The sequence below is a fragment of the Micromonospora sp. IBHARD004 genome (assembly GCF_052814115.1).
Window position 1 is genome coordinate 4,965,537 of record NZ_CP199934.1, and the last position, 13,552, is coordinate 4,979,088.

11 protein-coding genes and 2 pseudogenes are annotated in these 13,552 nt (G+C 76.2%); 2 read left to right on the forward strand and 11 right to left on the reverse strand.

All coding sequences use genetic code 11. From position 1 onward, the window contains the following. Positions 1–54: 54 nt before the first annotated feature. From ACTWO6_RS24135 to ACTWO6_RS24185, 11 genes and pseudogenes are all read right to left on the reverse strand, one after another. A pseudogene (locus ACTWO6_RS24135) lies at positions 55–1,235 on the reverse strand (alkaline phosphatase family protein). Then, positions 1,232–1,981 carry a methyltransferase domain-containing protein gene (locus ACTWO6_RS24140; RefSeq protein WP_446216071.1) on the reverse strand — a complete coding sequence of 250 codons (750 nt, stop codon included), beginning with the start codon at positions 1,979–1,981 and terminating at the stop codon, positions 1,232–1,234. Before ACTWO6_RS24140 ends, ACTWO6_RS24135 begins: the two are co-directional and overlap by 4 nt. Positions 1,982–2,023: 42 nt before the next feature. Beyond that, a complete protein-coding gene (locus ACTWO6_RS24145) occupies positions 2,024–2,206 on the reverse strand; it encodes a hypothetical protein (protein ID WP_446216072.1) in 183 nt (60 codons plus the stop codon). Between the two features lie 94 nt (positions 2,207–2,300). After that, complete coding sequence (locus ACTWO6_RS24150) at positions 2,301–5,714, reverse strand: error-prone DNA polymerase (protein WP_446216073.1); 3,414 nt, start codon at positions 5,712–5,714, stop codon at positions 2,301–2,303. 243 nt (positions 5,715–5,957) lie between these two features. After that, positions 5,958–7,586 (reverse strand): DNA polymerase Y family protein, encoded by a 1,629-nt coding sequence (locus tag ACTWO6_RS24155; protein WP_446216074.1) that lies wholly within the window; start codon positions 7,584–7,586, stop codon positions 5,958–5,960. Continuing rightward, complete coding sequence (locus tag ACTWO6_RS24160) at positions 7,583–8,365, reverse strand: hypothetical protein (protein WP_446216075.1); 783 nt, start codon at positions 8,363–8,365, stop codon at positions 7,583–7,585. The genes ACTWO6_RS24155 and ACTWO6_RS24160 overlap by 4 nt, the downstream gene beginning before the upstream one ends. 149 nt (positions 8,366–8,514) lie before the next feature. Further along, positions 8,515–8,964, reverse strand: a complete 450-nt coding sequence (locus tag ACTWO6_RS24165; RefSeq protein WP_446216076.1) for an SAV_6107 family HEPN domain-containing protein — start codon at positions 8,962–8,964, stop codon at positions 8,515–8,517. Positions 8,965–9,390: 426 nt separating this feature from the next. After that, positions 9,391–10,062, reverse strand: a complete 672-nt coding sequence (locus tag ACTWO6_RS24170; RefSeq protein ID WP_446216077.1) for a lysophospholipid acyltransferase family protein — start codon at positions 10,060–10,062, stop codon at positions 9,391–9,393. A gap of 12 nt (positions 10,063–10,074) precedes the next feature. Continuing rightward, on the reverse strand, positions 10,075–10,416 hold the full coding sequence (locus tag ACTWO6_RS24175) for a DJ-1/PfpI family protein (RefSeq protein ID WP_446216078.1): 342 nt from the start codon (positions 10,414–10,416) through the stop codon (positions 10,075–10,077). A 94-nt stretch (positions 10,417–10,510) separates the two neighbouring features. Continuing rightward, a pseudogene (locus tag ACTWO6_RS24180) lies at positions 10,511–10,708 on the reverse strand (DJ-1/PfpI family protein); the annotation flags it as partial. A 78-nt stretch (positions 10,709–10,786) separates the two neighbouring features. Continuing rightward, the gene (locus tag ACTWO6_RS24185; RefSeq protein WP_446216079.1) at positions 10,787–11,368 is read right to left on the reverse strand and encodes a TetR/AcrR family transcriptional regulator; all 582 of its coding nucleotides are present in this window, start codon (positions 11,366–11,368) and stop codon (positions 10,787–10,789) included. Between the two features lie 249 nt (positions 11,369–11,617). On the opposite strand from ACTWO6_RS24185, the gene ACTWO6_RS24190 reads away from it, so the two are divergent. Together ACTWO6_RS24190 and ACTWO6_RS24195 are read left to right on the forward strand one after the other, a co-directional pair. Next, positions 11,618–13,015, forward strand: a complete 1,398-nt coding sequence (locus ACTWO6_RS24190; RefSeq protein ID WP_446216080.1) for a ferredoxin reductase family protein — start codon at positions 11,618–11,620, stop codon at positions 13,013–13,015. Between the two features lie 301 nt (positions 13,016–13,316). After that, positions 13,317–13,550 carry an FMN-binding protein gene (locus tag ACTWO6_RS24195; protein WP_446216081.1) on the forward strand — a complete coding sequence of 78 codons (234 nt, stop codon included), beginning with the start codon at positions 13,317–13,319 and terminating at the stop codon, positions 13,548–13,550. Positions 13,551–13,552: the final 2 nt, after the last annotated feature.

A 13,552-nucleotide genomic window follows, 5' to 3' on the forward strand; every position in this document is an offset into this window, starting at 1 on the left:
AGGTTAGCCGCCGGGTCCGACAACCGAACGGTCCGACCACCCGGCGGCCGCCGGTCAGCCCCGGACGACCAGCAGCGGGATGGTCATCTCGGCCGCGGTGTCCGCGCCGTGGTACGCCACCAGGCGCGACTCCATCGGCTTCTCCGACCGGGTGGCGACCACCGCCCACGTGTCGCGGCAGACCACCACCACGTCGCCGATCCGGCGCAGGTGCTCCTCGGGCACCGGCCCGAACCAGCCGGTCGCCACCGCCTCGTCGCGGGTCGTCACCCGCGCGGCGTCGCCCAGCACCGCCGACCAGGCGGCCGTCACGTCGGCGACCGCGCCCGGCTCGACGTGCAGGTAGCGGACCCGGGGCTCGCCGGCGATCACCCGCACCCCGGCCCGCAGCCGGGCGTCGGTGTCGAAGTCGACGCGCCGGCCCTGCGGCACGTTGAGCTGGCCGTGGTCGGCGGTGACGAGCAGTGCGGCGTCCGGCGGCAGCCCGTCGACCAGCCGGACGAGCAGCCGGTCCACGCCGGCGGCGGCGAGCCGCCAGGGCGCCGAGTCGACCCCGGTGAGGTGGCCGTGCGGTCCAGGTCGGGGTGGTAGCCGGAGACCAGGGTCGGGCCGGCGCCCGCCGCGAGGGCGGTGAGCATCTGCCGGGCGAGCCCGTCGACCTCGGAGGCGCCCCGGTAGTCGCCGCCCCGGTTGGCCGCGAGGGTGAGGCCGCTGCCGGCGTACTCGGGGCGGCTGACCACGGTGACCGCGACGCCGGCGGCGCGGGCCCGCTCGTACTGGGTGGGCACCGGCTGCCAGGCCAGCGGATCCGGGTCCCCGGCCCACTCGATGTGGCTGAGCACCCGGTCGGTGTCGGGGACCCGGACCTTGAACCCGAGCACGCCGTGCGCGCCGGAGGCGGCGCCGGTGCCCAGGCTGACCAGGCTGGTCGGGGTGGTGGAGGGGAAGCCGGAGGTGAGCGGGGCGCCGACGGTGGCGGCGAGGCCGGCGAGGGTCGGCGCGTACGGGGCGGCGGTCGGGATCTGGTACCAGCCGAGCCCGTCCACCAGCAGCACGGCGATCCGGCGTACCCCGGCCAGCCGGGGACCCAGACCGAGCAGGTCGACCGCACCGGGGACGCCGAGCACCGCCAGGGCGCTGGGCAGCACGTCGGCGAGGCTGCCGCCGCCGTAGCGCGGGGCGACCGGGTCGAGCGGACCGGGTCGCCCGGCCGAGGCGGGCGACGGGCCGGTCATGCCGGGCGGCGGGCGAAGAGGTGCAGCTGGGCGGCGAGGTCCCGGTACGGCGACCGGGCCGCCAGGGCCCGCTCCAGCTCGACCAGGGCGGCCGGCTGGCCGTCCGCCACCGCGGCGGGGAGCAGGTCGGCGAGGACGCGTACCCCGTGGATCTCCTCGACCGTGAGGCCGCCGTCGGTCAGCAGCGCGGCGGCGCCGTCGACGTCGTACCGGCGGCGGAGGGTGTCCCGCGGCCCGGCGTTGCCGTGCGCGTCGGCGGCGAGCGCGGCGGCCACGTCGAGGTGACCGTTCATCGCCCGGCCGAGCACGGCCGCGGCCCGGCCGGCCACCAGCACGCTGGCCGCGCCGCCGTGGCGCAGCGCGCCGACCAGCGCCGACACCACCGACGCCGGCTCGTCGACCACCTCGAGGACGGAGTGGCAGAGCACCAGGTCGACGCTGGCCGGCTCGACCAGCCCGGCGAGCGCGTCGCCGTCGCCCTGCACCGCGCGGACCCGGTCGGCGACCCCGGCCTCGGCGGCCCGGCGGGCCAGCGCGGCGAGCGCGTCGGGGCTGGCGTCGACCACGGTGACCCAGTGACCGGCCTCGGCGAGCGGAACGGCGAATCCGCCGGTCCCGCCGCCGACGTCGAGCACGGTGAGCCGCTCACCGGCACGGCGCTCCAGCTCGCCCCGGAGCACCGACCAGATGACGGCGGTACGGGGGGTCAGCGTTCGAGTCTGCTCCACCCGGTCGAGCCTAGTCACCCGCGCCACCCGACTCCCGCAGGCCGGTGGTGGCGCTCCGGGTCAGGACTCGCCGCCGCCGGCGGGGTCCTGCTCCTCCGCGCGGGAGCGGTGGGCGTTGGCCACCGGGCCGTCGGTCACCTGGTACTCGCGGGCCTCCGGGTCGGAAGCCGGCGACCAACCGGCGGCCAGCCGGGTGCGCCGGGCGTTCGCCACTCCACCGATGTGCGTGCTGTTCAGGGTCATCGTTCTTCCCCCATGCCGGGCGGGCCACTCTGCCCGCGCGTGCCGGAAGTCTCCCGCCTACCGGCCCCGGAAACCGTAATGTGGATCACTCCGCTCAGCGGAAATCCCGGGATGCCGGAGCCACGGGAGGCTCGATCGCGTCCAGCCGGTCCGCGGTGAGGCTGGTGACTCCCTCGTGCCGCTGCAACCGGCCCCGCACCACCAGTGCGGTGCTGGTGCGGGCGACTCGACGGTAGCGCTGCCAGAGGCCCGGGGAGCAAGTGACATTGAGCATTCCGGTCTCGTCCTCCAGGTTGAGGAAGGTGACCCCGCCCGCGGTCGCCGGGCGCTGCCGGTGGGTGACGATCCCGCCGACCCGGATCCGCTGGCCGGGCTCCACCCGGCCGAGCCGGGCGATCGGCACCGCGCCCAGGGTGTCGAGCCGGTCGCGGATGAACCGGGCCGGGTGGCTGTCCGGCGACAGCCCGGTGGCCCAGACGTCGGCGACGAGGCGGTCCACCGCCTCCATCCCGGGCAGGGTGGGCGCGGCCGCGCCGGTCACCGTGCCGGGCAGCCGGCCCGGCCGGTCCTGGGCCGCCGCGCCGGCGGCCCAGAGCGCCTGCCGCCGGGTCAGCCCGAAACAGGCGAAGGCGTCCGCGGTGGCCAGCGCCTCCAGCTGCGCGGCGGTGAGACCGACCCGCCGGGCCAGGTCCGGCATGTCCCGGTACGGCCCGTTGGCCGTCCGCTCCGCCTCGATCCGCTCGGCCACGTCGTCACCGAGGCTGCGTACGCTGCCCAGCCCGAGCCGGACCGTCGGGCCGCCCAACCCCCAGGCGTGCGGCGGCTCCCCCGGCTGACTTCCCCACCGGGTCTCCGGCGTCGACTCCAGCACGGCCTTCGCCCCGCTGGCGTTGATGTCCGGCCGGCGCACCTCGACGCCGTGCCGGCGGGCGTCGTCGACCAGGGTCTGCGGCGAGTAGAAGCCCATCGGCTGGGCGTTGAGCAGCGCGGCCAGGAACGGCGCCGGGTGGTAGCGCTTGAGCCAGGAGCTGGCGTAGACCAGGTAGGCGAAGCTCATCGCGTGGCTCTCCGGGAAGCCGTAGCTGGCGAATGCGGTGAGCTTGCGGTAGACGTCGTCGGCCAGCTCGCCGGTGATGCCCCGCTCGGCCATCCCGGCGTAGAGCCGGTCGGCGATCTGCGCCATCCGCTCCACCGACCGCTTCGCCCCCATCGCCCGGCGCAGCTGGTCGGCGCCGGCCGCGTCGAAGCCGGCCAGGTCGATGGCGAGCTGCATCAGCTGCTCCTGGAACAGCGGCACGCCCAGGGTCTTCTCCAGCGCGTTGCGCATCAGCGGGTGCGCGTACGTCACCGGCTCCTGGCCGTTCTTGCGCCGGATGTACGGGTGCACCGAGCCGCCCTGGATCGGGCCGGGGCGGATCAACGCCACCTCGACCACCAGGTCGTAGAAGCAGCGGGGCTTGAGCCGGGGCAGGGTGGCCATCTGGGCGCGGCTCTCCACCTGGAACACCCCGACCGAGTCGGCCCGGCAGAGCATGTCGTAGACCTCCGGGTCGTCCAGGGTCATGTCGCCCAGGTCGAGGGTCGTCCCGATCATGTCGTAGCCGTAGTGCAGCGCGGAGAGCATGCCGAGGCCCAGCAGGTCGAACTTGACCAGCCCGACCGCCGCGCAGTCGTCCTTGTCCCACTGGAGCACGCTGCGCCCGGGCATCCGGCCCCACTCCACCGGGCAGACCTCGATCACCGGCCGGTCGCAGATCACCATGCCGCCGGAGTGGATGCCCAGGTGCCGGGGGAAGGTCTGCAACTCGTTGGCGTACGCGACCACCTGCTCCGGGATGTCCTCCACGTCGACCGAGGCGACTGAGCCCCAGCGGTCGATCTGCTTGCTCCAGGCGTCCTGCTGGCCGGGCGAGAAGCCGAACGCCTTGGCCACGTCCCGCACCGCCGACCGGGGGCGGTAGGAGATGACGTTGGCGACCTGGGCGGCGTGCTCCCGGCCGTACCGGGCGTAGACGTGCTGGATCACCTCCTCCCGGCGGTCGGACTCGATGTCCACGTCGATGTCGGGCGGACCGTCCCGCTCCGGGGCGAGGAAGCGCTCGAAGAGCAGCCGGTGCCGGACCGCGTCCACGTTGGTGATCCGCAGCGCGTAGCAGACCGCCGAGTTCGCCGCCGAGCCCCGGCCCTGGCAGTAGATGTCCTGCGCGCGGCAGAACGCGACGATGTCGTAGACCACCAGGAAGTAGCCGGGGAAGCCCAGCTCGTCGATCATCCGCAGCTCGTGCTCCAGCTGCGCGTACGCCTCGGGGTGCGCCTCGCGCGGCCCGTACCGCTCCCGGGCCCCCTGCTCGGTCAGGTGCCGCAGCCAGCTCATCTCGGTGTGCCCCGGCGGCACCGGGTACGCCGGCAGCCGCGGCGCCACCAGTTGCAGGTCGAAGGCGAGTTCCGCGCCGAACTCGGCGGCCCGCGCCACCGCCCCCGGGTACGCGCCGAACCGGGCCGCCATCTCCGCGCCGCTGCGCAGGTGGGCGGTGGCCGCGGCGGGCAGCCAGCCGTCGATCTCGTCCAGGCTGCGCCGGGCCCGCACCGCGGCCACGGTGGTGGCCAGCCGCCGCCGGCCCGGGGTGGCGTAGTGCACGTTGTTGGTGGCCACCGTGGGCAGCCCGGCGGCGGCGGCCAGCTCGGCGAGGGCGTCGTTGCGGTCGGCGTCGACCGGGTGGCCGTGGTCGGTCAGCTCCACCGCCACCGTCTCCGCGCCGAAGAGCGCGGTGAGCCGGTCCAGCTCCCGGGCCGCCGCGTCGACGCCCTCGGTGAGCAGCGCGCCCGGCACGTGCCCCTTGCGGCAGCCGGTCAGCACCAGCACGTGGTCGCGCAGCTCGGCGGCGACCTCCTCCAGCTCGCCGTAGACCGGGCGGCCCTTCTCGCCGCCGCGCAGCTGGGCGCGGGAGATGGTGGCGGCCAGCCGGGCGTACCCCTCGTGGCCGTGGGCGAGCACCAGCAGGTGCCGGCCGAGCGGGTCGGGTTCGCCGTTCTGCGGGCCGGGCAGCCCGAGGGAGAGCTCCGCGCCGAAGATGGTCGGCAGGTGCAGCGCGCGGGCCGCCTCGGCGAAGCGGACCACCCCGTAGAAGCCGTCGTGGTCGGTGACGGCGAGCGCGGTGAGCCCCAGCCGGGCGGCCTCCTCGGCCAGCTCCTCCGGGTGGCTGGCGCCGTCGAGGAAGCTGAAGTTGGTGTGCGCGTGCAGCTCGGCGTAGGGCACCGTGCCGTCCGGGCGGGGCAGCTCGGGGGGCTCGTAGTGCTGCCGCTTGCGGCTCCAGGCCGGGGAGTCCCCGCCGTCGGCGTCCACGGCGAGGGGATCCACCACGTGCAGGTGCCGCTCGTCCCGCGCCCGGCCGCCCCGCGACCGGCCGCCCCGTGGCCGCCCACCGTCGCCGGAGCGCCCGTCGCCGGGGCGGCCGGAGAGCACGCGTTCCAGCTCGGACCAGGGCAGGTTGGGGTTGTGGAAGCTCATCCCGCCGCTCCGGGTGGAGCGGCCTCGGGCAGCGCCGGGTACGGCCGCGTCCGGCGGTCGACGGTGACCCGCGCGACCGGCGCGACCGGCCACCGGGCGGCGACCGACCCCGCCGACGAGGGAACGGTCGGTGAGCGATATGCCGGTGGGTCATAAATATGCCGGAGAGTCATACCGCTCACCGGGACACCCGTCTCCCGACCGGAGCCGAACCGCCCCGACCCGGTCGCGGACCGTCCCCGCTCAGTCATAGATCGCCTCCACCAGCCACTGGCCGGCCTCGACCGCCAGCAGCAGGGCGGCGCCGTCGGCGAGGCAGACCTGGAACCGGGCCCGCCGCCGCGCCTCGGCCGGCGCCCACCAGCGCTCGTCCACCGGCCACGGGCCGGCCCAGCCGACGATCTCCGCCGGGCGGCCCGTACCCACGGTGAGCCGGGCCGGCGCGGCGCTCACCGCCAGGCGCGCGCTGACCACGACCGGCTCGCCGGCGGCGTCGTGCACGGCCGCGGCGAGCGGGCTGGGCAGCACCACCGCCGGCGCGGGCGGCGGGAGCCGGCCGGGCCAGGGCGGGATGCCACCACCCCGACCGGCAGCCCGGTCGGCGCCAGCCGCGGCCGGCTCGTCCGGCAGCGCCGGCGGGCCGGGCCGGGCCGGGAGCCGCTCATCGCCCCACGGCACCAGCCGCGTCTGGTCGGCCGGGGACCGGCCGCCGCCGAGCACGGCGGTGACCACCGCCTCGGGGCCGAGGATGCCCTGCACCCGGCTCAACGCGCGGTGCGCCCGCTCCCGCTCCTCGCCGGTCTCCCCCCACAACCCGGGTTGCAGGCCGGCCTGGGCGAGCACCCCGTCCGGCACCAGCCGCAGCCGGATGATCCCGGCGGTCGGCCGGGTCGGGCGGGCGCCGCCCCGGCCGGTGCTGCCGGAGAGCCAGCCGTCCAACTGCCAGCGCACCCGGTCGGCGATGGCCGCGGCGGTCAGCAGGCCGTCGTGCCGCCAGACCCGGTGCAGCTCCTGACCGTGCGCGGTGACCGCCTCGATGCCGAGCCGGGTGCAGGCCAGCCCGTACGCGGCGAGCCGCTCGTGCAGCTGCTCGGCCAGCGTCCGGGCGGCGAACGCCGCGGCGTCGACCCGGTCGATCGGCTCGTCGTGGTCGGCGGTCACGGTCAGGTCGGCCGGGGGTTGCCGGACGGCGAGCGGCCGGTGGTCCTGCCCGGCGGCGAGCCGGTGGACCAGCGCCCCGTCGAAGCCGAACCGGGCCAGCACGTCGCCGGCGGGCAGGGCGGCGAAGTCGCCGAGGGTACGCACCCCCAGCCGGCGCAGCAGGTCGACCAGGGCGGGGCGGCCGAGCGCCTCGACCGGCAGGGCGGCCAGGAACTCCGGCGTCCCGCCGGGCGGCACGATCCGCCCGTCCCGGGCGGCCAGCCCGGCGGCGAAGACCCCGTCGGCGATGCCGACCTGACTCTCCACCGCGCAGGACTGGGCGACGTGCTCGATGATCCGCTCGGCCGCCGCCTCCTCGCCGCCGAGGTAACGGCTCGGGCCCCGGGCCGCCAGCGCGCAGGCCCCGGGGCGGACCACCTCGACCCCGGCGGCCACCTCCTCGACGGCGGCGACCACCGGCTCGAACGCCCGGGCGTCCCGGCCGGGGTCGTACTCGACGACGGTGAGCTGCGGGCAGCGCCCCTGCGCCTCGCGCCGGCGCAGCCCCCGGCGCACCCCCTCGGCGCGGGCCCGCTCGGAGCAGGCGACCACCCGGTTGGCGTGCAGCACCGCGACCGGGTCGGTGGCGGGCACCCCGTCGACGATCTCCGCGGCGAGGACCGGCCAGTCCGGGCACCAGAGCAGCAGCGTCCGCACCGGCGCGGCGGTCATGCCGGCCCGACCAGGGTGAGCGCGCCGCGGCGGGACGGGGTGGCGAGGGCAGCCGAGGCGGCCGGCGTCACCGGGCGGAGCCGCCCGGCGCCCGCCCCGGCCACCCCGGTCGCCCGGGGGATGACCCGGGTGAGTCCGTCACCGGGGAGCCAGACCTTGATCTCCTTCGGGCGGGCGGCCGCGCCGCGCCCGCGCGCCGAGACGGTCACCTCCCGGCGTCGCAGCCGCCCCCGGCCCGGCCCGAGCCCCTCCCAGACGCCCCGGACCACCTGCAACGTGACGTCCGCGCCGTCCCAGCGGCCGTACGGGACGAGCACGCTGCCGCGCTGCCGGGCCCGGGCGGCCAGCCGGTTGGCGACCGAGGCGGAGACCGTGGTCGGCACGGCGGTGACCACCACGTCCACCCCGTCGATGAGCGCGGCGACGACGGTGGGCCATTCCGGCCCGGGGTTCGGCACCAGGGCCAGCCGGTCCAGGGCGATTCCGGCCTCGGCCGCCGCGCCGGCCCCGAAGGTGGGGACCCCGACCACGGCGCACCACGAGCCGGCCCGGGACGCCTCGGCGAGCAGCGCCAGGATCAGCGAGGTCGCACCGCTGCGCCGGGGCTGCCCGGAGCCGATGGCGATGGTGCTGCCGCGGCGCAGCCCACGATTGGGCAGCAGCCCGGTCAGCTCCGGCCGGACCGGGAGCACCCGGTGGCCGCCGGCCGGGTCGGGCGCGCTCGCCGGACGCACCAGACCGGCCAGTGCGGCGGAACCGACCACCATGCGGCCCGCCATCGGACCAACCCCCCGTCGTGTCGCGCGGGGACCTACCCCGTCGTGTGCTGCTGGATCAGAAAGCGCGGCGGCTGCCGCGCCGGGCGGGACACGCGCCGGGCGGCGTCCGGCCACCCCGGGTCCCGCCGGTGGTGGCCGGACGCCACGACTCAGGCGGCGAGCCCGTCGAGCGCCGGTTGGTGCGCCAGGCCGAGCGCGGTCTCCACCACCGTCACGAACTGCTCGGCGGCGCGGAGCAGGTCGTCGGCCTCCCGGGCGGTGACCACCCGGGGGATGCCGGCCTCGGCGGCGGCCCGCTTGCCGGCGCCGGCGGCGAAGTAGCGGGCCCACTCGTCGAGCTCGGGGGCGACGCCGGAGAGCAGGACCCAGACGCTGGTGATCCGGTTGCGACGGGTGGGCGCGGGGCGGGCCCGGGCGGCGAGCAGGGCGGCGGCGGCGCGCAGCGCGGCGAGGTGGGCGGCGGCGTACCGGAGACCGTCGGGACGGGTCCGGGCGGCCTCGGCCAGCCCGTGGCGGGCCACCGCGAGCAGCTGGGCGGGGGTGCGGTGCGGCAGCACGTGCGCCGGCACCGTCGGTGCCTGAGCCGGACTGGTCGGCATGGTGGTCTCCTCCGCGTGGCCGGGGCGGGCGCGGTCGCATGACGGATCGGATCCGCCGAGCGGGCGCCCGGAGCGGGTGGTGCGGAGGAAGACGCACCGTGGTGGGGCCGGCCGGGTGTGGACGCTTCCCCACACCACACCCGGCCGGCGTACCGGCGGGTTCGTCGCCCGCCGCCCGGGGGTCGTGGGCGGCGGGCGACGATCCTGCCTGACGGGGCCGGACTCGCGACTGTCCGGAACCCGGTGCGGTGCGGTCCGCGGAACCGCACCTCCCGGGAGCCGGCGCCGCGAAACACCTCTCCCGGGCGTTGGAACGGGCGTACGACTGAATCGAACACTCGTTCTAACTGCCCTGACAGTACACCTCCCCTCCGACGAAAATGCAACGTGTGACGCGCGAGAGTGCCGGGACCGTCCGGGTCGCCGTCACGGCGTGGGGGAGGACAGCTCGTTGTAGCCCTCGGCCGCCTCCTGGCCGGACAGCTCCCGGATGGCGGCCATGATCTCGTCGGTGACCGCGCGACGCACCTGACCGGCGCTGCCCGACGGCGGCGGCACGAAGTGAAGCGGCGCGCCGAAGCGCACGGTCACCCGGCCGATCCCGGGCAGTCGGGCGCCGACGGGCTGGATCCGGTCGGTGCCGAGGACGGCGACGGGAACTACCGGAGCGCCGGAGGCGAGCGCGAGCCAGGCCACCCCGGTACGGCCACGATAGAGCCGCCCGTCGCGCGACCGGCTCCCTTCGGGATGGATACCGAAGGCTCGTCCGTCGGCGAGAACACCGAGGGCGACGTCCAGTGCCGCCCGGGCGGCCCGGTGGGTGCCCCGCGGCACGGGTACGGCGTCGATCCCGGTGAGGCAGGCGCGGGTCAGCCAGCCCCTGAGCCCGGGACGCCGGAAGTACTCGGCCTTGGCGAGGAAGGCGACCGGCCGTGGCGCCACCAGCGGGATCACCACGCTGTCGATGACGGAGAGGTGATTGGCGGCGAGGATCACCGGCCCCCGTGCCGGCACGTTGTCGCGCCCCGTCACCACGGGCCGGTAGAGCAGCCGGGCGAGCGGGGCGACCACCAGCCGTGCGGCCGCTTGCAGCAACACGTTTCCTCCGCGTCAGTACAGGATGGCGTCACGGCGGGCGCGCAGCGCGGCCACGATCTCCCGGGGCGCCAGGTCGGGAGAGCCCGCCCGGTAGGGCGGTCGGGGCTCGTACTCGTGGGCGAGCTGGACGGTCTGGGCGACGGCGTCACCGGCGATGCGTCCGGCGAGGGTGAGCGTCATGTCCAGGCCGGCGGAGACCCCGGCGGCGGTGACGTACTTGCCGTCGATCACCACGCGCTCGGCGACCGGGACGGCACCCAGCGGGGCGAGCTCGTCGGCGGCCAGCCAGTGCGTGGTGGCCCGCCGACCGGCGAGCAGGCCGGCCCCGGCGAGCAGGAGCGACCCGGTGCACACCGAGGCGGTCCAGGCGGTGTTCGTCGGCCGCCCGCAGCCACCGCCGGACCGGGCCGTCGGTCATCTGGGCGTGCCAGCCGGGCCCGCCGGGCACCACGACGACATCCGGTCGGGGCACGTCGGCGAAGGCCGCCGTGGCGGTCAGGTGCAGGCTTCCCACCTCGTTGACGACCGGCCCGACCCGCTGCGCGACGAACACGGTTTCAGCGCCGGGCAGGTGGGACAGGACGTCGTAGGGCCCGACGGCATCGAGCGCGGTGAACCGGTCGAAGAGAAGGATGGCGATCTGCATGTGCTCCCTTTCGGTGCGGTCGGTGCTCAACGGTCCGCCCGTCGACTCGGCGACGAACCGGGAGGCGCGGTCCACGACTCATCGCCTCAGATGCGCCTCCACCGCGCGGCGCAGCAGCGGTTCGGCGTCATCGGTGCCCACCACCATCTGCAGGCTTCCCCAGAGCCGGAGCTGGGCGATGCCGTGCAGGTTCGCCCACAACGCGCCGGCGACGACGGCGGGGGACGGCGCGTCGGGCGGCTCGGGCCGGGCGCGGACGACCAGGTCGACGAGGACCTCGAACAGCCGGGCGCCGGCCTCCCGCAGGCCGATGTGGTTGCCCCGCAACAGGTCGTGCCGGAACATGAGCTCGAACATGCCGCGGTGGGTGCGCGCGAAGTCCAGGTACAGCCGGCCCAGCGCGAGCAGCTGGTCGTACGGATCCCGGTCACCCTCGCCGAGCAGCCCGGCGACCTGTCGGCCGAGATCCAGATAGCCCTCCCGCGCGATCGCGGCCAGCAACGCCCGGTGGGTGGGGAAGTGGCGGCGCGGCGCGCCGTGTGAGACACCGGCCCGACGGGCGATCTCGCGCAGCGAGAGGGCGTCCGCGCCTTCGCGCGTCACCAGCTCGACGCCCGCCTCGACCAACCGGGCGCGGAGGCCACCGTCCCGCTCATCCATAGACACTGTCTACCAAGGTTCGTAGACACTGTCTACCGCCCGGTCGGGCGCCCCGTGCGCCAGCTCCGGACGCGATCGTCGTCGATGCCGTCCCGGGTCGGGACCGGAGCGGATCCGGCGGTCCGACCGACACGCCGTCGGCCGCTGCGGATTCTCAGTTCGCGCACAGCAACGGCAAAGGCGGTACGGAGGTGGTCATCGCAGGGTTGACCACATGAACGTCGTAAGCCGTACCGAGACCACCGTCCGGTGACCGTCGCCGTCGCCGACCGGCGAGCCACGCGTCGCACCCTCCCGGCGGTCCCCGGCTGGTGGGCCGACGTCGCGGGCAGCGCGGCCGTGCTCAGCCTGCTGGTCGTCACCGCGCTCTGGACCGCGGACCGAGGGGTGCAGGAGCTGTTCGGCGGCCTCGCCACCGGCCTCACCTCGCTGGGTCGGCTCACCGGCCTGGTCAGCGCCGACCTGATGCTCATCCAGGTGGTGCTGATGGCCCGGGTGCCGCTGATCGAGCGGCGCTTCGGCCAGGACCGGATCGCCCGCTGGCACCGGCTCGCCGGCTTCACCTCGTTCCACCTGCTCCTCGCCCACGTGCTGCTGACCACCCTCGGGTACGCCGGGACCGCCCGGCGCAACGTGCTGGTCGAGACCTGGGAGCTGGTCACGACGTACCCGGGGATGCTGCTGGCCACCGCGGCGCTGGCCCTGCTGGTGCTGGTGGTGGTGACCTCGGTCCGGGCGGCCCGGCGCCGGCTGCGCTACGAGTCCTGGCACCTGCTGCACCTGTACGCGTACCTCGGCATCGCCCTGGCGCTGCCGCACCAGCTCTGGACCGGGTCCGACTTCGTCGACTCGGCGGCCGCCCGCGCCTACTGGTGGACGGTGTACCTGCTGGCACTGGCCAGCGTGCTGGTCTTCCGGCTCGGCCTGCCGGCCCGGCGCTCGCTGCGGCACCGGGTCCAGGTGGCCGCGGTGGTCCCCGAGGCCCCCGGCATCACCTCGGTCTGGCTGCGCGGGCGCGACCTGCACCGGCTGCCCGCCCGGGCCGGGCAGTTCTTCCTCTGGCGGTTCCTGGACGGCCCCGGCTGGTCCCGGGCGCACCCGTACTCGCTGTCGGCGCCCCCGTCCGGGGACCTGATGCGGATCACGGTCAAGGACCTCGGGGACGACAGCTCCCGGATGGGCACCCTGCGCCCGGGCACCCGCGTCCTGCTGGAGGGGCCGTACGGGCGGCTGACCGGGGAGCACTGGCGGGGCGGCGGGGTCACCATGCTCGCCTGCGGCGTCGGGATCACCCCGCTGCTGGCGCTGCTCTGGGAGCTGCCGTACGCCCCGGGCGAGGCGGTGCTGCTGTACCGCGCGCGTACCCCCGAGGAGCTGGCCTTCCGGGCGGAGCTGGACCGGCTCGCGGCGGAGCGCGGGGTGGTGGTGCACCTGCTGGTCGGCCCCCGGGCCCGGCGGCCCGCGTGGCTGCCGGCGTACGCCGAGGGCAGGCCCGACGCGGAGGCCCTGCGCCGGCTCTCCCCCGGCATCGCCGGTCACGACGTCTTCCTCTGCGGCCCCGACGGCTGGGTGGAGGCGGCCCGCGCCGCGACCCGGGCGGCGGGGGTGCCCGACGCGCACACCCATCACGAACGCTTCGCCTGGTGACAGGCGCGAAAGGAGGATCCATGCGACGGATCACCGTCTGGCTGCTCTCCACCGTGGCCGCCCTGGTGCTGCTGTTCAGCTACAAGACCAGCACGATGGGCCCCGGCGGGGAGAGCAGCGCGATCGCCGCCGGCTCCGGCGGCTCGGCCGCGGGCTCCTGGACCGCGACCGACGACTCGGGCGGCTCGGACCCGACGGCTCGGACCCGACCGGCTCGGACTCGTCGGGCGGCTCGTCGTCCAACGGCTCCTCGGCCAGTGGGCAGGCCACCGGGTCGGTGGCGCAGACCCGGTGGGGGCCGGTGCAGGTCCAGATCACCGTCTCCGCCGGGAAGATCACCGACGTCACCGCCCTGCGGGTGCCGGACGGCAACCACCGGGACCAGGAGATCAACGACTACGCGGTGCCGATCCTGCGGCAGCAGGCCCTGGCCGCGCAGAGCGCGCAGATCGACACCGTCTCCGGGGCCACCGTCACCAGCGACGGCTACCGCGAGTCCCTCCAGTCCGCCATCGACGCGACGCACCTGAAGTGAAC